Source organism: Streptococcus devriesei DSM 19639, assembly GCF_000423725.1.
Lineage (GTDB): Bacteria > Bacillota > Bacilli > Lactobacillales > Streptococcaceae > Streptococcus > Streptococcus devriesei.
In genome coordinates, this window is sequence record NZ_AUIN01000014.1 from 77,910 (window position 1) to 98,389 (window position 20,480).

Annotated in this window: 18 protein-coding genes and 2 tRNA genes; 16 read left to right on the forward strand and 4 right to left on the reverse strand. The window is 41.1% G+C overall.

Going from position 1 to position 20,480, the window contains the following annotated elements:
* Positions 1-151 precede the first annotated feature (151 nt).
* Positions 152-967: a formate/nitrite transporter family protein gene (locus G573_RS0103895; protein WP_027975482.1), complete on the reverse strand. Its 816-nt coding sequence runs from the start codon at positions 965-967 to the stop codon at positions 152-154.
* A 236-nt stretch (positions 968-1,203) separates the two neighbouring features.
* On the opposite strand from G573_RS0103895, the gene tig reads away from it, so the two are divergent.
* The 7 genes from tig to G573_RS0103935 all read left to right on the forward strand — a co-directional run bounded on the left by tig (position 1,204) and on the right by G573_RS0103935 (position 7,313).
* Positions 1,204-2,487 (forward strand): trigger factor, encoded by a 1,284-nt coding sequence (tig, locus tag G573_RS0103905; protein ID WP_027975483.1) that lies wholly within the window; start codon positions 1,204-1,206, stop codon positions 2,485-2,487.
* Between the two features lie 167 nt (positions 2,488-2,654).
* Positions 2,655-3,317 carry an HAD family hydrolase gene (locus G573_RS0103910; protein WP_027975484.1) on the forward strand — a complete coding sequence of 221 codons (663 nt, stop codon included), beginning with the start codon at positions 2,655-2,657 and terminating at the stop codon, positions 3,315-3,317.
* Positions 3,318-3,431: 114 nt separating this feature from the next.
* On the forward strand, positions 3,432-4,022 hold the full coding sequence (gene rpoE / locus G573_RS0103915) for a DNA-directed RNA polymerase subunit delta (protein ID WP_027975485.1): 591 nt from the start codon (positions 3,432-3,434) through the stop codon (positions 4,020-4,022).
* Positions 4,023-4,175: 153 nt separating this feature from the next.
* Positions 4,176-5,780 (forward strand): CTP synthase, encoded by a 1,605-nt coding sequence (locus tag G573_RS0103920; RefSeq protein ID WP_027975486.1) that lies wholly within the window; start codon positions 4,176-4,178, stop codon positions 5,778-5,780.
* Between the two features lie 169 nt (positions 5,781-5,949).
* Positions 5,950-6,035: transfer RNA gene (locus G573_RS0103925), tRNA-Leu, on the forward strand.
* Between the two features lie 132 nt (positions 6,036-6,167).
* On the forward strand, positions 6,168-7,049 hold the full coding sequence (locus G573_RS0103930) for a class II fructose-bisphosphate aldolase (protein ID WP_027975487.1): 882 nt from the start codon (positions 6,168-6,170) through the stop codon (positions 7,047-7,049).
* Between the two features lie 191 nt (positions 7,050-7,240).
* Positions 7,241-7,313: transfer RNA gene (locus tag G573_RS0103935), tRNA-Thr, on the forward strand.
* 64 nt (positions 7,314-7,377) lie between these two features.
* Here the strand turns inward: G573_RS0103935 and G573_RS0103940 are convergent.
* A complete protein-coding gene (locus G573_RS0103940) occupies positions 7,378-8,709 on the reverse strand; it encodes a hypothetical protein (protein ID WP_027975488.1) in 1,332 nt (443 codons plus the stop codon).
* A 165-nt stretch (positions 8,710-8,874) separates the two neighbouring features.
* On the opposite strand from G573_RS0103940, the gene rpmB reads away from it, so the two are divergent.
* The 4 genes from rpmB to G573_RS0103960 all read left to right on the forward strand — a co-directional run bounded on the left by rpmB (position 8,875) and on the right by G573_RS0103960 (position 12,609).
* Complete coding sequence (gene rpmB / locus G573_RS0103945; RefSeq protein ID WP_027975489.1) at positions 8,875-9,063, forward strand: 50S ribosomal protein L28; 189 nt, start codon at positions 8,875-8,877, stop codon at positions 9,061-9,063.
* A 98-nt stretch (positions 9,064-9,161) separates the two neighbouring features.
* Positions 9,162-9,527 (forward strand): Asp23/Gls24 family envelope stress response protein, encoded by a 366-nt coding sequence (locus G573_RS0103950; protein ID WP_027975490.1) that lies wholly within the window; start codon positions 9,162-9,164, stop codon positions 9,525-9,527.
* Positions 9,527-11,188 (forward strand): DAK2 domain-containing protein, encoded by a 1,662-nt coding sequence (locus G573_RS0103955; RefSeq protein WP_027975491.1) that lies wholly within the window; start codon positions 9,527-9,529, stop codon positions 11,186-11,188. Before G573_RS0103950 ends, G573_RS0103955 begins: the two co-directional genes overlap by 1 nt.
* Positions 11,189-11,391: 203 nt before the next feature.
* Complete coding sequence (locus G573_RS0103960; protein ID WP_027975492.1) at positions 11,392-12,609, forward strand: MFS transporter; 1,218 nt, start codon at positions 11,392-11,394, stop codon at positions 12,607-12,609.
* Positions 12,610-12,613: 4 nt separating this feature from the next.
* On the opposite strand, the gene G573_RS0103965 is transcribed toward G573_RS0103960, so the two are convergent.
* On the reverse strand, positions 12,614-13,492 hold the full coding sequence (locus G573_RS0103965) for an Rgg/GadR/MutR family transcriptional regulator (protein WP_027975493.1): 879 nt from the start codon (positions 13,490-13,492) through the stop codon (positions 12,614-12,616).
* Positions 13,493-13,796: 304 nt separating this feature from the next.
* Between G573_RS0103965 and G573_RS0103970 the strand changes: the two genes are divergently transcribed.
* The 5 genes from G573_RS0103970 (at position 13,797) to G573_RS0103990 (ending at position 19,709) form a co-directional block, all read left to right on the forward strand.
* Positions 13,797-15,500, forward strand: a complete 1,704-nt coding sequence (locus tag G573_RS0103970; protein WP_027975494.1) for an acetolactate synthase large subunit — start codon at positions 13,797-13,799, stop codon at positions 15,498-15,500.
* On the forward strand, positions 15,493-15,975 hold the full coding sequence (gene ilvN, locus G573_RS0103975; RefSeq protein ID WP_003090251.1) for an acetolactate synthase small subunit: 483 nt from the start codon (positions 15,493-15,495) through the stop codon (positions 15,973-15,975). The genes G573_RS0103970 and ilvN overlap by 8 nt, the downstream gene beginning before the upstream one ends.
* A gap of 56 nt (positions 15,976-16,031) precedes the next feature.
* Positions 16,032-17,057, forward strand: a complete 1,026-nt coding sequence (gene ilvC, locus G573_RS0103980; protein WP_483855115.1) for a ketol-acid reductoisomerase — start codon at positions 16,032-16,034, stop codon at positions 17,055-17,057.
* Positions 17,058-17,507: 450 nt separating this feature from the next.
* Positions 17,508-18,758, forward strand: a complete 1,251-nt coding sequence (gene ilvA / locus G573_RS0103985) for a threonine ammonia-lyase IlvA (RefSeq protein WP_027975496.1) — start codon at positions 17,508-17,510, stop codon at positions 18,756-18,758.
* A 63-nt stretch (positions 18,759-18,821) separates the two neighbouring features.
* Positions 18,822-19,709: an SPFH domain-containing protein gene (locus G573_RS0103990; protein WP_027975497.1), complete on the forward strand. Its 888-nt coding sequence runs from the start codon at positions 18,822-18,824 to the stop codon at positions 19,707-19,709.
* Positions 19,710-19,832: 123 nt separating this feature from the next.
* Here G573_RS0103990 and G573_RS0103995 read toward each other — a convergent pair whose 3' ends face one another.
* On the reverse strand, positions 19,833-20,477 hold the full coding sequence (locus tag G573_RS0103995) for a TetR/AcrR family transcriptional regulator (RefSeq protein ID WP_027975498.1): 645 nt from the start codon (positions 20,475-20,477) through the stop codon (positions 19,833-19,835).
* Positions 20,478-20,480 lie beyond the last annotated feature (3 nt).

Consider the following 20,480-nt stretch of genomic DNA (forward strand, 5'->3'; position numbering starts at 1 on the left):
AAAGAGGATAAAAAGGAAAGTATCCTTCAATCAAGCTAAAAATAACCGGCGCTTTTCATTTTCTCTTTGTTTGCAGGGGCAGGGTAAAATAAAAAACGCAGTAAAATCAATGCTCTACCGATCCTGATTTTACTGCGTTTTTTATTCTTGTTTATTGTTCTTTGTGCGGAGTTTGTGTTTGATTGAGCCAAGCATAGGCTAGGCCGATGAAAACACCGCCGCCAATCCAGTTGCCAAAGAATACGACAGTCCACTGGCGCAGGACATTGATGAAATCAAGTCCTTTGATGCCTTCAACAGAACTGAAAGCCGCCAGCATGAAAGAGGCAAAGTTGGCAATCAAATGCTCGTTGACCAAAAAGACAAACATAAAAATAGCTGAAAGGGCAATTGTGATTTTGGCGCTTTCTTCTTTGAGAAGCATGTAGCCCAGAATAGCGATATTAACGAACATGTTGGCTGTAATGCCTTCAAAGAAGTTTTGCCAATCCGTTTTAGCCAGCTTGGTTTGAACGGCGTTGACTAAAAAACTCTTGTTTGTCAGCTGATCAAAGGAGAAAGACTGATTGAAGAGCCAGGCTAAAATAATAGCACCGATCAGATTGAAAAAAGTACAGGTTAGCAAAATGATTGCAGCCTTTTTGAAGGAAATGTGTTTGTAGTAAGCTCCTGAAGACAGAAACATCATGTTCGATGTTGCCAGTTCGCCGTTAAAGAGCAGGACATAAACCAAGCCGAAACTAAAAATAAAGGCGAAAGCGAAGCGGCCAAAAGCCGGCGAAAACTGGGAGATGATATCAGCGGCAATAGCACCGACAGCAGTACTCATTGTTAAATAGGCGCCTGCAAACATGGAACGCAAGGCATAACGGCCGAGACTTTCATCAAAAAGAGCCTCTTTTTTACGGCAGGCTGCAGCTATCTTTTCCTGAAAAGGACTGGGTGTAGCAGTTGTGGTATGAACCATAAGAGCACCTTTCTAAAAATGATTTTGAAAATTGTTGTTATTCTCCCCTATAGTATACCTTTTTTCGAGAAAAATGAAAAGGGTTTCAGAAAAGGCAGCGTATTTTCGCCGTTAAAAATACACTCAGGCTCTTTTTCTAAAATTTAGCCGCCCTTGAATAGAAGAAAAAACTTCCAAATTGACAATAAATGTGATAAACTGGAAAGTGCAAATAAATTTTAAGGAGAAATGACTTCATGTCTACATCATTTGAAAACAAAGCTACAAATCGTGGGGTTGTTACATTCACGATTGGCCAAGATAAGATTCAGCCGGCTCTTGACCAAGCCTTCAATAAAGTGAAGAAAGATATTTCAGTCCCAGGATTCCGCAAGGGACATATTCCTCGTGCTGTTTTTAATCAAAAGTTTGGTGAAGAAGCTCTTTATGAAGAAGCTTTAAACAGTGTCTTGCCATCAGCATACGAAGGAGCTGTTGCTGAACTGGAGCTTGACGTTGTAGCTCAGCCAAAAATTGATGTTAAATCAATGGAAAAAGGCCAAGACTGGGAAATCACTGCAGAAGTTGTTACTAAACCAGAAGTAAAACTTGGTGACTACAAAAACCTTGAAGTATCAGTAGAAGAGTCTAAAGAGGTTACTGATGCAGAAGTAGATGAAAAAATTGAACGCGAACGCAGCAATCTGGCTGAACTCGTTCTTAAAGAAGATGCAGCAGCTGAAGGCGATACTGTCGTTATTGACTTTGTCGGTTCGGTTGACGGCGTTGAATTTGACGGCGGTAAGGGTGATAACTTCTCACTTGAACTGGGCAGCGGACAGTTTATCCCCGGCTTTGAAGACCAATTGATCGGTAAAAAAGCTGGTGAGACAGTTGACGTTAACGTGACTTTCCCAGAAGATTACCAAGCAGCCGATCTTGCCGGCAAGGATGCTAAATTCGTAACGACTATCCACGAAGTAAAAGCTAAGGAAGTTCCGGAATTAGACGATGAATTGGCTAAAGATATTGACGAAGAAGTGGAAACTTTGGATGAGCTGAAAGCTAAGTACCGCAAAGAACTTGAAGCTGCTAAGGAAACTGCTTATGATGATGCGGTTGAAAGTGCAGCGATTGACTTGGCAGTTGCTAATGCTGAAATTGTTGAATTGCCTGAAGAAATGGTTCACGATGAAGTTCACCGTGCCATGCAGGAATTCATGGGCAATATGCAGCGTCAAGGAATTTCATCAGAAATGTATTTCCAATTGACGGGTACAACTGAAGAAGACCTTCACAAACAATACGAAGCTGATGCTGATAAGCGCGTGAAAACAAATCTGGTTATTGAAGCGATTGCTAAGGCAGAAGGATTTGAAGCTTCAGATGAAGAAATCGAAAAAGAAATCACTGACCTTGCAGCTGAGTACAGCATGGATGCTGAACAAGTGCGTTCACTGCTTTCACCGGATATGCTCAAACACGATATTGCTATGAAAAAAGCTGTTGATACTATTACAAGCACAGCAAGTGTTAAATAAAAGTCAGCGATACGCGGCTTTACTGCTTTTTGTAAATAGGACTTGGGGAATGCTGCTCCAAGTCCTTAATTTTTTCATGTTTTCCAGTAAGAATTTAGCAGCTTGTCATAATAAGGAAGAAGAAATACTTAATTATGTCAGGTTTTTAATACAATAAGGAGTTGTCTATGATAAAACTAATTGTTTTTGATATGGATGGTGTCATTGTTGATACGGAATATCTGGATTTTCAATTACAGCAGGCCTATATAAAAGAAATTGCCAAAGAGCCGTCTAAGCTGACGCATGACGATTTTTCCCGGCTTGTCGGACGATCCGGCAAAGATTTGCTAAGGAGAATTAGAAAACTTAGTCAGTCAGACCTTGCTGAGGAAGAAATTGAGCGTGGCCTGCAAAGGGTTGAGGCGCAAAAATATCGTAAGGAGAGCTACCTGCCGCTGTTTCGACAAGATATCCTTGCTGTTTTAGACTATGCCAGAGCTCATGATATCGCTTTAGCAGTCGCTTCGTCAACGCAAAAGAAATACATTTTTGAAATTCTGACCAATTGCGGGATTCAAGACTATTTTGATGCTGTTGTCAGCGGTGAAGATTTTGAAACCAGTAAGCCCAATCCGGCCATTTATCTGTCAGTCCTTAATCGTTTAGGCATCCCGAGTGAACAGGCGCTTGCTGTTGAAGACTCAGCTTCAGGGATTGCGGCGGCTAAGAAAGCAGGCATGAAGACGGTCGCCTATGAAGAAAAACGCATGGCTATTGACCAGTCGCAGGCTGATTATGTGGCTAAGGATATGCTTGATATTTTGGACTATATCAAATCTTTCAGCTGAGGACAGTGCTGTTTGTACAGAGCCGGCAAAGGGCGGCTCTTGCATAAATCTCTTTTGACTTACTGCTAAAAATATCGTAAAATATAAGTTAACGACAAAATAAGGAGAACCACCTTGGAATTAGAAGTATTTGCTGGACAAGAAAAAAGTGAACTCTCAATGATTGAAGTTGCCCGTGCCATTTTAGAAGAACGCGGCCGTGACCATGAAATGTATTTTAGTGACCTTGTTAATGCTATTCAAGTTTATTTAGAAAAGTCAGATGCAGACATTCGTGAAGCCTTGCCGTTTTTCTACTCAGATTTAAATGTTGACGGCAGCTTTATTCCGCTTGGTGACAACAAATGGGGTCTGCGTTCTTGGTACGGCATCGATGAAATTGATGAAGAAATTGTCACTCTCGAAGATGATGAAGACGGTGCGCCAAAACGTAAGAGAAAACGCGTCAATGCCTTTATGGATGGTGATGAGGATGCTATCGACTACAGCGATGACGATCCTGAAGATGAGAGCTTCGATGCAACTGAAGAAGACACTGACTACGATGATGACAATCCGGATGATGAGAAATCGGAAGTTGAGTCTTATGATTCTGAAATCAGTGAAATTATTCCGGAGGAAGATCTGGATGAAAATGTTGATTTAGATGAAGAAGATGAAGATTACTCCGACGATGAGGAAGAGGAAGACGACGAAGAAGAGTAACTTCCTTCGTCTCAGATGTGTCCATTTCTGCATTGACAAATGAAGTCAGATAGTTTATATTATTTACTGGGCACCTCTTTTGAGGTCGGATAAGCTCCCTAGTTTTAGGGGGCATTTTTCTTTTTTCTCCCAAATTAAGTAAAGGAGCATTTAATGACAAAGTATATTTTTGTAACCGGCGGTGTTGTTTCTTCAATTGGTAAAGGGATTGTGGCTGCAAGTCTCGGCCGCCTTTTGAAAAATCGCGGTCTCAAGGTAACCATTCAAAAATTCGATCCATATATCAATATTGACCCTGGGACTATGAGCCCTTATCAGCACGGTGAAGTTTATGTGACCGATGATGGTGCTGAAACAGATCTGGATCTGGGACATTACGAGCGTTTTATTGATATTAATCTTAATAAATATTCAAATGTGACAACAGGAAAAATATACAGCGAAGTCCTTCGCAAGGAGCGCAAAGGGGAATACCTCGGAGCTACCGTTCAGGTTATTCCTCATATTACAGATGCTCTCAAAGAAAAGATTAAACGTGCCGCTACAACGACCGATTCTGATGTGATTATCACTGAAGTCGGAGGAACGGTCGGCGATATCGAAAGTCTTCCTTTCCTGGAAGCTCTGCGTCAAATGAAGTCTGATGTAGGTTCTGATAATGTTATGTATATTCATACCACTCTGCTGCCTTACCTGAAGGCAGCAGGTGAGATGAAAACCAAGCCAACTCAGCACTCAGTGAAAGAGCTCCGCGGTTTGGGAATTCAGCCCAACATGCTTGTCATTCGGACGGAAAAGCCTGCTGGGCAGGGCATTAAGAATAAACTGGCTCAATTTTGCGATGTGGCTCCGGAAGCCGTCATTGAATCGCTTGATGTGGACCATCTCTATCAGATTCCGCTTAATTTGCAGGCGCAAAATATGGACCAGATTGTCTGTGATCACTTAAAACTGAATGTGCCGCCGGCAGATATGACGCAGTGGTCTGCTATGGTTGATAAGGTGATGAACCTGAAGAAAACCACAAAGATTGCTCTTGTCGGCAAATATGTGGAACTTCCGGACGCTTACCTGTCTGTTGTTGAAGCTCTGAAGCATTCAGGCTATGTCAACGATACAGCTATTGATTTTGACTGGATTAATGCTAATGATGTTAGCGCTGAAAATGTTGCTGAATTGCTGAAAGACGCAGACGGAATTATTGTTCCGGGCGGCTTTGGCCATCGCGGTACCGAAGGCAAAATTGAAGCTATTCGCTATGCGCGTGAAAATGATGTGCCCATGCTTGGTATTTGCCTTGGCATGCAGCTGACCTGTGTGGAATACGCCCGCCATGTTCTCAATCTTGAAGGGGCTAATTCTGCTGAGCTGGATCCGGACACTAAGTATCCGGTTATTGATATTATGCGCGATCAAATTGATATTGAAGATATGGGCGGCACACTGCGTCTGGGTCTTTATCCATGTAAATTAAAACCCGGCAGTAAGGCAGCAGCGGCCTATGACAACCAAGACGTTGTTCAGCGCCGCCACCGCCATCGCTATGAATTTAACAATGCCTATCGTCAGCAATTTGAAAAAGCCGGCTTTGTCTTTTCAGGAGTGTCTCCGGATAATCGTTTGGTAGAAGTTGTCGAGCTTTCAGACAAGAAATTCTTTGTTGCAGCCCAATACCATCCGGAACTGCAATCACGCCCTAATCGTCCTGAGGAATTATATACGGCCTTTGTGACAGCAGCAGTAGAAAACAGTCACTAATTTAAACAGAAAAAGCAACGGCATCAAACCGTTGCTTTTTGAATATTAGAAAGGCATGCTTTAGCTAAATACTGATTGTCTCTGTAAAGACAATTTGAGGATTTTTATAAAAATATGGGAAATATCCTTGACAGCAATATAGGAAGTTGATATAATTTATTTTGTTGCTGCGGGGATGGCGGAATTGGCAGACGCGCAAGACTAAGGATCTTGTGACCGCTTTTGGTCGTGAGGGTTCAAGTCCCTCTCTCCGCATATCAGCTGGCCTTTGGCCGGCTTTTTTGTTTTGATGAGTTTTCAAGAAAAGGCTGGAAATTTTACTGTAAAAGTGATAAAATAAACAATGTAATGGGTTTGACCCAAAAAATATTTAGGAGGCCTTTAAAAATGGCAATCGTTTCAGCAGAAAAATTTGTCCAAGCAGCTCGTGACAACGGTTATGCAGTTGGTGGATTTAACACAAACAACCTTGAGTGGACACAAGCTATCCTGCGTGCAGCGGAAAGCAAGAAAGCTCCAGTTCTTATCCAAACTTCAATGGGTGCTGCTAAATACATGGGCGGTTACAAACTTTGTAAAGTTTTGATTGAAACTCTTGTAGAATCAATGGGTATTACTGTACCAGTTGCAATTCATCTTGACCATGGTCATTATGAAGATGCTCTTGAATGTATCGAAGTTGGTTATACATCAATCATGTTTGACGGCTCACACCTTCCAGTTGAAGAAAACCTTGAAAAAGCTAAAGAAGTTGTTGAAAAAGCACATGCTAAAGGTATTTCAGTTGAAGCTGAAGTTGGTACTATCGGCGGTGAAGAAGACGGTATCGTCGGCCGCGGTGAATTGGCACCAATCGAAGATGCTAAAGCAATGGTTGAAACAGGCATTGACTTTTTGGCAGCAGGTATTGGTAACATCCACGGTCCATATCCAGAAAACTGGGAAGGTCTTGACCTTGGCCACTTGAAGAAATTGACAGAAGCTGTTCCAGGTTTCCCAATCGTGCTTCACGGCGGATCAGGTATTCCTGATGATCAAATTCGCGAAGCTATCAAACTTGGTGTTGCTAAAGTCAACGTTAACACTGAATGTCAAATTGCATTCTCAAATGCAACTCGTGCCTTTGCGCGTGCTTATGATGCAAATGAAGCTGAATACGATAAGAAAAAACTCTTTGACCCACGTAAATTCTTGGCTGATGGCGCTAAAGCTATCCAAGAAGCAGTTGAAGAACGTATTGATGTCTTTGGTTCAGAAGGTAAAGCTTAATTGTCTGACCATAGAAGTAACAAAAAATCTCGCCTAGGCGGGATTTTTTGTTACGATGAAGTCTTCAATAAAAAAAGCTTGTTTTACTTTTTTCAGCAATTGAAAACAATTATTACTTTTGAATGCTAAATCGTAAACGATTGCCTGTTTCTATTGACAAAATTTTTAGAAATAGTAAAATATTACTGTTAGCCGATTTAGCTCAGCTGGTAGAGCAACGCACTCGTAACGCGTAGGTCACAGGTTCAAGTCCTGCAATCGGCATCAAATAAGAGCTATGATAAAGCACTCTAAGAGTTATTTAGAATATCTTGGAGTGCTTTTCTTTTTATCTCATCATATGTTTTAAGGTCAATCTTACTAAAAATAATCCTGACGTTACAATGAAAGCAAGACAGATTAATTTTGTGCAGAAAAAAGCTCCTTGTATATGCTCAACACTGTCAGCAAGTGAATAAGCACTCAAAGCTGAATTATGGTTTTTAATCCAAGATACTGCTATCAGCGTTGATAATAAAACTACCTGCTGGATAATAGCGCCCAGCCCATAAAATTTAGAACGGATGACTCTTCTTTCTAAAGTGGGAAGCCGATTATCTGTAATATAGTTTTGCAGAACTAAACGATTGCCTGAGGCGATAAATGCACAGCTCAGCAGGATTCCTAAAAGATAAGTCCAAGGCGACAGGAGAAATAAAAAACATGCCATGCTGCTGACTAAAAAAATGATTTGCAATTGCTGTTCTTCTTTAATAGCTTTAAAATACTTTTGTGCGGCCATTGATAAAAACAATCCTAAAACAATCATGATGTAAGAAAGTCCAACCATGTAAAGTTTATTAATAGCTATAAAATAGATGAGACTGTAAATAACCAAAAAATTTCTTGCAGCTCCAAACCACATGGTATACAAGGCCTGTAGGGAAAAAGTCAAGGGGTTAAAAATCAGTCCGACAATCAGAAATAAACATAAAGCAAGGCCTACATAGAGAATATAATTGCTATTTGCTGTCTGTTTTAATAATCTTGTGAAAAAGGCAAATAGTAGCATGCAGCCGGCTGGCAAAAAATGCAGCCAGGATTTTCTCTTTTTTTCAAAAGCGGCTTGATTGTGCATCCCGGACTCCCATTCCAGCTGGGAAATAAAGGTGTATAGCATAAGTAAAATCATTAAAAAAATGGCAAATACGAATGTTATTGACACATGGCGAAGGCTTAAAAGCAAAGCAATAATGATTCCTAAAATCAGATAGCCTTTAATCAGTACGCCTTTTTTTGCTTGATTGTTATTTTCCGCTGAATAATCTTTGATTGTTTTAAAAAGAGCATTATAATTAGATAAGCCAAGACCTGTTAAGACAGCGCCTGCTTCCCAAAATATAAAATGCACATTTCCAAACAGACAAAGGCAGCACCCTAAAATAGCCAGCAAAAGACTGTATCTTAAAATTTTATATAAATTTTTCAGTTTTCCAAAACCTTGCAAGGCAAAGGAACCGGCTTTTTCAAATGAATATAATAATACAAAAGGCAGTAAAAAATGGTAATGGCCATAATGTTGGTATAATAAACCTGCGAAGATAATATTTGGAATAATGACTGCGCCTTCTGCCAAGGCTTCTCCAAGTGCAGGAGCAGTATTTTTGATTATTTTAGTCATTAAATTCACCAACTCTCTGTTTAGTAATAATTATAATAGCTTCCATTTTGATGTGCAAGCTGAGAAAAATGTTTAAAGACCTATTGTCAAACGATTGGTATTTTGCTATAATATTACGGTATGTGGTGACTTCACCCCTAGACTAAGCAGGAGGATGACAGATAAATGGCTAAAGTATGTTATTTTACAGGACGCAGAACTGTGTCAGCAAATAACCGTTCACACGCAATGAACAAAACCAAACGCACAGCAAAACCAAATCTTCAAAAAGTGACTGTTCTTATTGACGGAAAACCTAAAAAAGTTTGGGCTTCAGCGCGTGCGCTTAAATCTGGTAAAGTAGAACGTGTTTAAAATGAAAGAAGAGTCTTCGGACTCTTTTTTTGTTAATTTTTTACAAGCTATCTATATTATGGTAAAATAAGCTGATAAAAACTTTTTGAGGTAGCGAAATGACAGTAAAAATTAACACAAAAGACGGTCAAATTGAATTGTCAGATGACGTGATTGCCACAGTTGTTGGCGGTTCAGCCAATGAAATCTTCGGGGTAGTCGGCATGGCCAGCAAGAGTGCTATCAAAGATAATTTTCAGGCACTGCTGCGCAAGGAAAACTATTCTAAGGGTGTTGTCATAAAATCAACAGATGCCGGTATTTCAGTTGATGTATACACTGTGATGAGTTACGGTGTTAAAATCAGTGAAGTATCTAAAAATATCCAAGAGCGCGTTAAGTTTAATCTTGAAAATCAGCTGGGCATTTCTGCTGATACGGTTAATGTCTATGTACAAAATATTAAAGTTGTGGGAGAAGATTAGTGGCTAATATTACAACAAGTTTATTCCAAGGGATGGTTCAGGCAGCTGCAACACGCCTTGGTAAACAAGCAGAGTATGTCAATTCACTGAATGTCTTTCCTGTCCCGGATGGTGATACAGGTACCAATATGAGCATGACCATGGACAATGGTGCTAAGGAAGTCTCTGATAAACCGGCTTCAACAGTTGGAGAAGTCGGTCAAATTCTTTCTAAAGGATTGCTGATGGGAGCGCGCGGGAACTCAGGTGTTATCACTTCTCAGCTTTTCCGCGGTTTTGCCCAAAGCATCAAGAATAAAAAAGAACTGACAGGTAAGGACTTGGCCCAAGCGCTTCAAGCCGGGGTTGAGGTAGCTTATAAGGCCGTTATGAAGCCGGTTGAAGGAACCATTTTGACAGTATCGCGCGGAGCGGCATCAGCAGCCATTAAAAAGTCTGAAAATACGGATGATGCTGTTGACGTGATGCAATCTGCGCTAAATGGTGCTAAAGCGGCCTTGGCTAAGACGCCGGCTCTGCTTCCTGTTTTAAAAGAGGTAGGTGTTGTTGACTCGGGCGGCCAAGGCTTAGTTTTCATCTACGAAGGTTTTTTGTCGGCCTTAACAGGTGAGTATATCATGTCAGAAGACTTTCAGGCTACTCCTGCTAACATGACAGAAATGATTAATGCTGAACATCATAAGTCTGTTGTCAGTCATGTGGCAACACAAGACATTACCTTTGGCTACTGTACAGAAATTATGGTGGCACTTAAGCAGGGTCCGACTTATGTCAAAGATTTTGACTACGAAGCCTTTCAAAATTACCTGAGTAACTTAGGGGATTCTCTGTTAGTTATCAATGATGATGAAATTGTTAAGGTTCATGTTCATACTGAAGATCCGGGTCTGGTTATACAAGAAGGACTCAAATACGGGGCTCTTGTCAAGGTAAAAGTTGACAACATGCGCAATCAGCATGAGGCTCTTCAGGAAAAAGAGTCAGAACCAAGAGCTAAAGAGCTGAAAGAATATGCTCTGATAGCCGTTGCGGCCGGTGACGGTTTGGCGGAAATTTTTAAATCACAAGGTGTAGATTATATCATTTCCGGCGGTCAGACCATGAATCCGTCAACGGAGGATATTGTCAAGGCTATTGAGTCTGTTAATGCGAAGAACATTATTATTTTACCGAATAATAAAAACATCTTCATGGCTGCCCAAAGTGCCGCGGACGTTGTTGATGTTCCGGCTGCGGTTGTGGAAACGCGGACTATCCCGCAAGGTTTCACCAGCCTTTTGGCCTTCAACCCTGCCAATTCCTTGGAAGATAATGTCGCGGCTATGACAGACAGTCTCAAAGAGGTTGTCAGCGGTAGTGTAACGATGGCTGTTCGTGATACGACTATTGATGGTCTGACTATTCACAAGGATGATGTTTTAGGAATGGTTGACGGCAGTATTTTGGTTTCAACGCCAGATATGGATCAAGCCCTGCGCCAAACCTTTGATAAAATGATTGACGGTGACAGTGAAATTGCCACTATTTATGTTGGGGAAGACGGCAGTCAGGATCAAGCCCAAAGCCTGTCAGATTATCTGGAAGACCATTACGAAGATTTAGAAGTTGAAATCCATCAAGGCAGCCAGCCTGTCTATCCTTATATAATGAGTGTGGAATAAAAAATAATATTAAAGAAAGCAGATGGTGCTTTCTTTTTTGTTTTGCCAATAACTGGGTTCACTGTCAGAGGTGAAAAATTTAAAAAGCTGATATTCGTATTTGAATATTTCTTAAAGCGGCAATTTTCTGTGATAAAGTATATTCGGAACTGTTAAACAAAAGAGTTCACTTTGTATTAGATAGGCTAACAAAAGGAAAATTTATGCGGACATTTTTTACCGAAAATAAACGCTTTACACAATTAGTTAGTATTAATTTACTGTCGAAAGCCGGTGATAGATTATTTTATACTGCGATGTTAACAGCAGCGGCTTCTTTACCGAATGGCAGTTTAGCAGTTATGATTGTGTCGGCTTCAGAGACACTTCCTATTTTGATAAGTTTATTTCTAGGTGTGGCAGCTGACAGACAGCAGCAAAAACTAGGTCACTTAGTTAGCAGCTCGCTTTTTAGAACACTGATGTATCTTGGTATCGGCTTTATCTTTAGCTATCCGCCAACCCTGCTTTTAATCCTGGCAGCTTCGCTTTTAAATTTATTATCAGATATTAGTGGAAATTATTCGACGGCACTTTTTTCACCCTTTACTAAAACTTTGGTGAAAGCAGACGATATGGAAGAAGCTCAGGGACTTGTTAGTTTGGGAACCCAGTTGGTGAGTGTCTTAGCAACTTTTGCCGGAGCATCCTTGCTGACAGTTTTTAGGGAAAGTTCTTTAGCGCTGATAAATGCCTTGATTTTTTTAGCGGTGGCAATACTTTATGGGCTGATGCGGCCCTTTCTTAAAGAGCAGGAATCTAAAATAAAGACAATTAAAGAAAAAACGACTCTTTCAGCGGTTAAAGATAATTTCAAATCTTTTCTGGATGACCGGATTTTACTGATTAATCTGATTCAGTTAGCCCTGTTAAATGGTTTCTTCGGTGGCTTGATGCCTTTGTTTGCTTTATTTATCAAGGAAAATCAGGAATTAGCGACGGTGAGCAATCCCCTTAAAATTTCGGTCTTATCAGGGATCATTACCCTGTTTATGATAATCGGAAACAGTTTAACAGCTAAGGTGTTTAGAAAGCATTCTATTTTTGTTATCAATCTTTGGGCTGATATAACAATTCTTCTGGCAGGGCTGGGTTTTATAGCTGATAATATTTGGCTAATTTTCTTGGCAGACAGTCTCCTTGCTTTTTTAGTAGGAATTATTTCTCCGCGCTTTTCAGCGGATATTGTCAATCGTTACCCCGTCGAAAGAATTGGCGGCATTGTCACCAGTGTTAATTCTCTTTTGGTATTGGCACCGCCTGTGACAAGCTTGCTGTTTCCGCTCTTATCAACCATCAGCAGATCTCTGGCTTACTTTGGCTTCATCATTTATGCCTTATTATTACTAATCATCAGTTTAGGTATGAAAAAGAACTCTTGATGTCTCAAGAGCTCTTTTCATCAGCTAACAGATTCGTTAAGTTTTCTTGGAGAAATGCTGCAGTTTCTTCCTGTCCCACGTTTCTGACATCATGAATATAATCGTCCAAGACAGACTTATCGGTGATTTTTCTTTCCTGATAGGCGAGAACTTTCTTTAAAAAAATGAGAACCGTCTTTGCAAACATATCTTGATAGGTCAGGGTATTTTCCAGGTGTTTCATAAAATAATCGGCATGGCTGTTCTGCTTTCTCTCTAATAACACAAAGATAATATTTAAGAAAAGCAATTGTGTTCGATGTTTGTTATTGGGGATTGACAGATAGGCGGTGGCTCTTTCAATAAAAGCTTTCCCCAGAAAAATTAAGTCACTGTCCGATAAAATGAACAAAGTGTTTCCAAAAATATAGAGCTCATATTCTGTCCACGCTTCAATATTATAAAGATAGGCTGTGACTAATTCTCTGTCCTTTTCTGTGATACGATGCTCTGGCTTTAAATCATGAATGGCACAGCGGATGACAAGTTTATTGAGCTGATTGTATGTATCGTAAACTTCAGAATTTTCATCATAACTGTTCAGAAGTTCTTCCAATCCCGTTATATCCTTATTTGCATGGTGTTCAGCGATTTTTTTGGCCAGCTGGAAAAAGGAACTGTCTTCATACTGATGATAAGCATGTTCAAATTCAGCAAGGCTCATGTGGATAGCGGAGATGGCAGTTATTAGTTTATCTGCAGAGAGCATGGTCTGTCCGTTTTCAAATTTAGACAGCTGAGATTGTGATAGCCTGTCATTTGCAATATCTTTCATTTTAAGTCCTCTGGCTAGTCTGAGCTCTCTGTAAAGTTCGCCGAGATTGAATGAATCTAATTTGGTCAAAGCAGCCTCCTTTGCTTATCTTCATTATTATTTATTCTAGCAAAAAAATCTTCTTTGCAACAGAAGTCAGCTACGTGACTGGCCATGCTAAGTTGTTAAGCATTTGATGGATGATGCGAAAAAGCATTTGCGTCGGCACGGTCATTCATAAGAATTCACCAACCTTTTTTGCCTATAAAAAGAATGAAAGCAAAGATTAGATAATTGCAGAAGGGACTTGCAAAATTTTTCAAAAATGTTATGATATTAACTAAGTGATTTGAATTTTTTGAAAATTTGAACAATAATTGCAAAGGAGGTTCCCGTGGAAAAAATACAGCTTAAAAATCCGAGATCAGGATCAGAATTACTGCTTGATACCTTGGAAAGTTTAGAAATCACAACCATTTTTGGGTATCCCGGCGGTGCTGTCTTACCGCTCTATGATGCGATCTATAAAAATGATACGATCCGCCATATTTTAGCCCGTCATGAGCAGGGAGCAGTGCACGAAGCGGAAGGATTTGCCAAATCTACCGGAAAACTTGGTGTCGCTGTGGTGACAAGCGGTCCCGGTGCAACAAATGCTATCACCGGTATTGCTGACGCCATGAGTGACAGTGTGCCTATATTGGTCTTCACTGGTCAGGTTGCAACCCCCGGTATTGGTAAGGATGCCTTTCAGGAGGCTGATATTATTGGTGTTACGATGCCTATCACCAAGTACAATTATCAAGTCCGCGATGCAGCAGATATTCCGCGTATTGTAACAGAGGCTGTTCATATTGCAACGACCGGTCGTCCCGGTCCGGTTGTCATTGACCTGCCTAAAGATGTTTCTGAGAAAATGGTCAATTTTTATTACAAGACCGATCTTAACGTCCCCGGCTATCAGCCGACCGTTGAGCCCAATAATTTGCAGGTCAGAAAAATTTTGTCCCAGCTTAAAAAGGCGAAAAGACCGTTGATTTTAGCAGGCGGAGGCGTTAATTATTCGGGAGCTTCTGCGGAATTAGTTGCCTTTGCCGAGCGCTATAATATCCCTGTTGTATCGACGCTTTTGAGTTTGGGAGTAATGCCGATTGAACACCCTCTGTCTCTGGGTATGGGGGGCATGCACGGGTCTTACGCGTCTAATATGGCGCTGACAGAGTGCGATTTCCTGCTTAATTTTGGTTCGCGCTTTGCCGATCGGCTGACAGGCAATCCTAAAACCTTTGCTAAAAAGGCAGTGGTTGCCCATGTGGATATTGACCCTGCTGAAATTGGGAAGGTTGTCAAGACTGCTATTCCGGTTGTCGGAGATGCCAAACAGACTTTGAAACAGCTCTTGGAAGCAGATAAAGTTTCCACAAGACATCGGGAGTGGACAGACAAGGTCTTGCAAAACAAGGCCAAGGCTCCTTTTAGCTATAAGTTTGATGAAGACATTATCAAACCGCAGCATGCGATTGAAACGATTGGCAAGCTGACTAAAGGAGAGGCGATTGTTATCACAGATGTCGGACAGCATCAGATGTGGGCGGCTCAGTTTTATCCTTATAAAAATGAACGTCAGATTATCACATCAGGAGGGCTCGGAACAATGGGCTTTGGTATTCCTGCAGCCGTTGGTGCCAAGTTGGCAAATCCTGACAAAGAAGTTGTCCTGTTTGTAGGTGACGGCGGTTTTCAAATGACCAATCAGGAACTGGCTATTTTGAATGGTTATGGTGTTCCAATCAAGGTCGTTTTGATCAACAACCATTCGCTGGGCATGGTTCGCCAGTGGCAGGAGTCCTTCTATGATGAGCGCCGGAGTGAGTCAACTTTTGATGATGAGCCTAATTTCCAGCTTTTGGCTGAATCTTACGGTATCAGTCATTATAAGTTTTCTGATCCTATGACTTTGGAAAAAGATCTGGAAGTTATTTTGGAAAACAAGCCGATGCTGATAGAAGTTAATATTTCCAATCGTGAACATGTTTATCCAATGGTACCGTCAGGTAAGAGCAATGCGGAAATGTTGGGGGTGACTTTTAATGCGTAGAATGTTAACAGCCAAACTTCAAAATTCCACCGGAGTCCTCAATCGTTTTACCGGGGTGCTTTCCCGCCGGCAGGTGAATATTGAGTCTATTTCAGTCGGTCATACCGAGGTACCCAATATTTCCAGAATTACCATCATTATTGATGTTGATTCACTGGAAGAAGTGGAACAGATTATTAAGCAGCTCAATCGTCTGATTGACGTTGTCCGTGTCCGCGATATTACGGATCAGCCTCATTTGGAACGTGAAGTCATCCTGATAAAAGTAGCCGCTCCGACCAGCAAGCGTGCCGAAATTTTAGCGATTATTCAGCCTTTTCGTGCCAGTGTCATTGATGTGGCACCAAAGTCAATCACTATTCAGATGACCGGCGATGCCGATAAGATTGAAGCTTTGATTCGAGTGATTCAGCCTTACGGTGTTAAAAATATTGCCCGGACAGGCGCAACAGGATTCACAAGGGATTTATCTTAAAAGCTTTAAAGAAGTTATCCAACCTTAGCAATAATAAAAATAGAAAAGAGAGATATATTATGGCAGTAGAAATGTTATATGAAGCAGATGTAAAAGTAGCAGCACTTGACGGTAAAAAAATTGCCGTTGTCGGATATGGTTCACAGGGTCATGCACATGCGCAAAACTTACGTGATTCCGGTCACGATGTGATTATTGGTGTGCGTCATGGTAAATCTTTTGACAAGGCTAAAGAAGACGGCTTTGATGTCTATGAAGTGGCAGAAGCTACTAAATTGGCCGATATCATCATGATTTTGGCACCGGATGAAATTCAGGCAAAACTCTATGCTGATGAGATTGCACCAAACTTAAGTGCCGGTAAAGCTCTCGGCTTTGCCCACGGCTTTAACATCCGCTTTGAATACATCAAAGCACCTGAAGATGTTGATGTATTTATGGTTGCGCCAAAAGGACCCGGTCACTTAGTGCGCCGTACCTACCAAGAAGGCTTCGGTGTACCTGCGCTCTTTGCTGTTTATCAAAATCCAAGCGGCAATGCACAAAATATTGCTATGGACTGGGCTAAAGGCATTGGTGCTGCACGCGTTGGGCTTTTGGCAACAACCTTCAAAGAAGAAACAGAAGAAGACTTGTTTGGTGAACAGGCTGTTCTTTGCGGCGGTTTAACTGCTCTTATCGAAGCTGGTTTTGAAGTGCTTACTGAAGCTGGCTATGCGCCGGAATTGGCTTATTTTGAAGTACTTCATGAAATGAAATTAATCGTTGATTTGATTTACGAAGGCGGCTTCAAGAAAATGCGTCAGTCTATCTCAAACACCGCTGAATTTGGCGATTATGTATCAGGTCCGCGTGTCATTACGGAACAAGTTAAAGAAAATATGAAAGCTGTCCTTGCTGATATCCAAAACGGCAAATTTGCTCAGTCATTTGTGGATGATTACCAAAACGGACGTCCGCGTCTGGAAGCTTACCGCAAAGAAGCTGCCAATCTTGAAATTGAAAAGGTCGGAGCAGAGCTTCGCAAGGCAATGCCATTTGTTAATCAAAATGATGACGATGCTTTCCAAATTTATAACTGATAGAATTGCTGAAGAAAAAGTCTATTTTCTCAAAAAGTAATATTTTGTTATGATACTTTCCTTAGGTAGCACGGACGATAGCGACTTCCTTCGGAATTCCATATCTAGATTTTGAGCCTAGGTCTCAAAATCTCCGAGAGGCAGAAACTCAATGTTTCTGCCTCTTTTGCTACATCGGAAAGTATCGGGTTAGGTTTTGATCGTTTCTATATCATTTTACAAAATGGGAAAGCAATACTATTCTATGCTGAAATTTTAGAGAGAATTTAGTTTTGAGAATTTGTCTACAACCTGAAATACCGGATTTTTTCCGGTATTTTTTAGTTTTAAACGATGGCTTTTCAGAGCTGCCATAGATTGAGGCTTGTCTGCCTCGCAAGCTCTGTCTATCATTTTGTGACTTTTTTTGTTATAATGAATAGACTGAATATTTTGAAAAAGAGGAGAATTATGATTTCAGCTAGAGACGTGGTTGCGGCCCACGATGTGTTAAAAGATGTCGTTGTCCGTACACCGCTTGAATTTGACCGTTATTTGTCTGAAAAGTACCAAGCGACTGTTTATTTAAAACGTGAAAATATGCAAAAGGTGCGTTCCTTTAAACTGCGCGGGGCTTATTATGCCATTTCACAGCTGTCTGATGAGGAGAAGAAAAGCGGTGTTGTCTGTGCTTCCGCAGGTAATCACGCGCAGGGTGTTGCTTATACTTGTCATGAAATGAAAATTCCTGCAACTATTTTCATGCCTGTAACAACTCCTCACCAAAAAATCAACCAAGTACGATTTTTCGGCGGCTCCTTTGTTGATATCAAATTGGTGGGAGATACCTTTGATGCCTCAGCTCAGGCTGCCCAGGACTATACTAAGTCCGAAGGAATGACCTTCATTGATCCTTTTGATGATGAAAACGTTCAGGCCGGACAAGGAACTGTTGCTTATGAGATCTACGAACAAGCTCAGGAAGATGGTCTGAGTTTTGATGCTATTTTGGTACCGGTTGGCGGCGGCGGTTTGATTTCAGGAATTGCTGCTTACATCAAAGATGTCGCACCGGAAATTGAAGTAGTCGGCGTTGAGGCTATGGGAGCACGCAGCATGAGAGCTGCTTTTGATAAGGGCCATCCGGTTAAATTGGAACACATTGATAAATTTGCTGATGGCATTGCAGTGCAAAAAGTCGGGCGTTCAACCTATGAGGTGGCCAGAAAATATGTTGACAGACTAATTGGTGTTGATGAAGGCCTGATTTCTGAAACCTTGATTGATATGTATTCTAAACAAGGCATCATCGCTGAACCGGCAGGCGCAGCCTCCATTGCAGCGCTGGAAGTCATGAAAGAAGATATCAAAGGCAAGACAGTTGTCTGTGTAATTTCCGGCGGTAATAATGATATTAACCGTATGCAGGAAATGGAAGAGCGTGCCTTGATCTATGATGGCGTTAAACATTATTTTGTTGTTAATTTTCCACAGCGTCCGGGAGCCTTGCGTGAATTTGTTAATAACATTTTAGGGCCTGATGATGACATCACACGTTTTGAGTACATCAAACGTGCCAATAAAGGAACAGGTCCTGTTCTGATCGGCATTACTTTGGCTGATAAGAATGACTATCAGGCGCTGATTGATCGCCTGAGTGCTTTTGATCCAAGCTATATCAACCTTCATGGAAATGAAAGTCTCTATAATATGCTGGTTTAGTTTTTCTTGTCAAGCACCAAAGAATAGTTTATAATAAGTGAAACACAGAAATAGGAGATTGTTATGATCATTTTTATCTTTCTTTGCCTTGTATTGTTATTTTGCATTATTTTAATTGCCAGCGGTCTGTATGTTGTCCGTCAGCAGACAGTTGCTATTATTGAACGTTTTGGGCGCTACCAAGTAACAGCCAGCAGCGGGATTCATATCCGTCTGCCCTTTGGTGTTGACAAGATTGCTGCGCGTGTTCAGCTGCGTTTGCTGCAGACTGAAATTATCGTTGAGACCAAAACCAAGGATAATGTCTTTGTTACCCTTAATATTGCGACGCAATACCGTGTCAATGAACAAAATGTAACAGATGCTTACTATAAACTGATGCGTCCGGAAGCACAAATTAAATCTTATATTGAAGATGCCCTGCGTTCATCTGTTCCCAAGCTGACCTTGGATGAACTCTTTGAGAAAAAAGATGAAATTGCTCTTGAAGTTCAGCATCAAGTGGCAGAAGAAATGTCAACTTACGGCTACATTATCGTTAAGACCTTGATTACCAAGGTTGAACCGGATGCTGAAGTTAAGCAGTCAATGAATGAAATCAATGCGGCTCAGCGTAAACGGGTAGCCGCTCAGGAATTAGCAGAAGCTGATAAGATTAAGATCGTTACGGCAGCCTCTGCAGAAGCAGAGAAAGACCGTTTACATGGTGTCGGTATTGCCCAACAGCGTAAGGCGATTGTTGATGGTTTGGCTGAGTCTATCGCTGAGCTTAAACAAGCTAACGTTGGAATGACAGAAGAACAAATCATGTCTATTCTCTTGACCAACCAATATCTCGATACTTTGAATCAGTTCGCTGCAGGCGGCAATCAAACCCTCTTTTTGCCTAATAATCCGGAGGGTGTCGAAGATATGCGGACCCAGATTTTGTCAGCTTTAAAAGCGCAATAAAATCATCATGATGTGATAAAGAACATAAAAAGAGAGCAGCTCAAACCGTTTTCTAAGGGAAAATGACTTGGGCTTTGCTCTCTTTTTGTTTATGCAAAAAGGCCGGCTGCTTAATCAGTTTTTTTAGGAGTCTTTGTGCGGCAGAGTCAAGAGTGCCAGAATTTGTTTTTCGATGAGAGCCAAATCCTCTTTTTCAGCTGAGCTGGGAATGTTGAGAATAAAACGCTGGGCAAAGTAAGCAAAGAGCGGACCGATATTAATTCGAGCAACCTCCAAAGGACTGAGATCACTGAGCTGAGGGTTGTTTTCTTTTAAAATCTGCCAATAGTCCGCAAAATCTGTGGTAACAGCAGATTCAATATTTGCCAGCAGTGCCTGCCGCAGTTCAGCGTTGACCAGACACTCTTGGATAAGAATTTTAATCAGCTCTGCATTTTGTACCAAAAATTGGAAACGATCCTGAACGATAAAGTGAACGGCCTCTTCCAAATTAGTATGAGCTTTTAATTGAGGAAGAAAGGCTTTTTTTAATTCAGGAATCATGGGCTGCATGATTTCTGTCAGGAGGTCGCTTTTGGTTTTAAAATATTTAAAAATAGTTGCCTGACTGATGCCGGCCCTGTTGGCAATTTGAGCGGTAGACGTACCATTGTAGCCTTTTTGAGAGAAAAGCTCGATAGCAGCGGCCAGCGTTTTCTTTTTGCCGGCCGGCATTTGATGATGTTCCAGCCAGTCACGGTAGTTGCCTAAAATATTATTTTTGTCCATAAT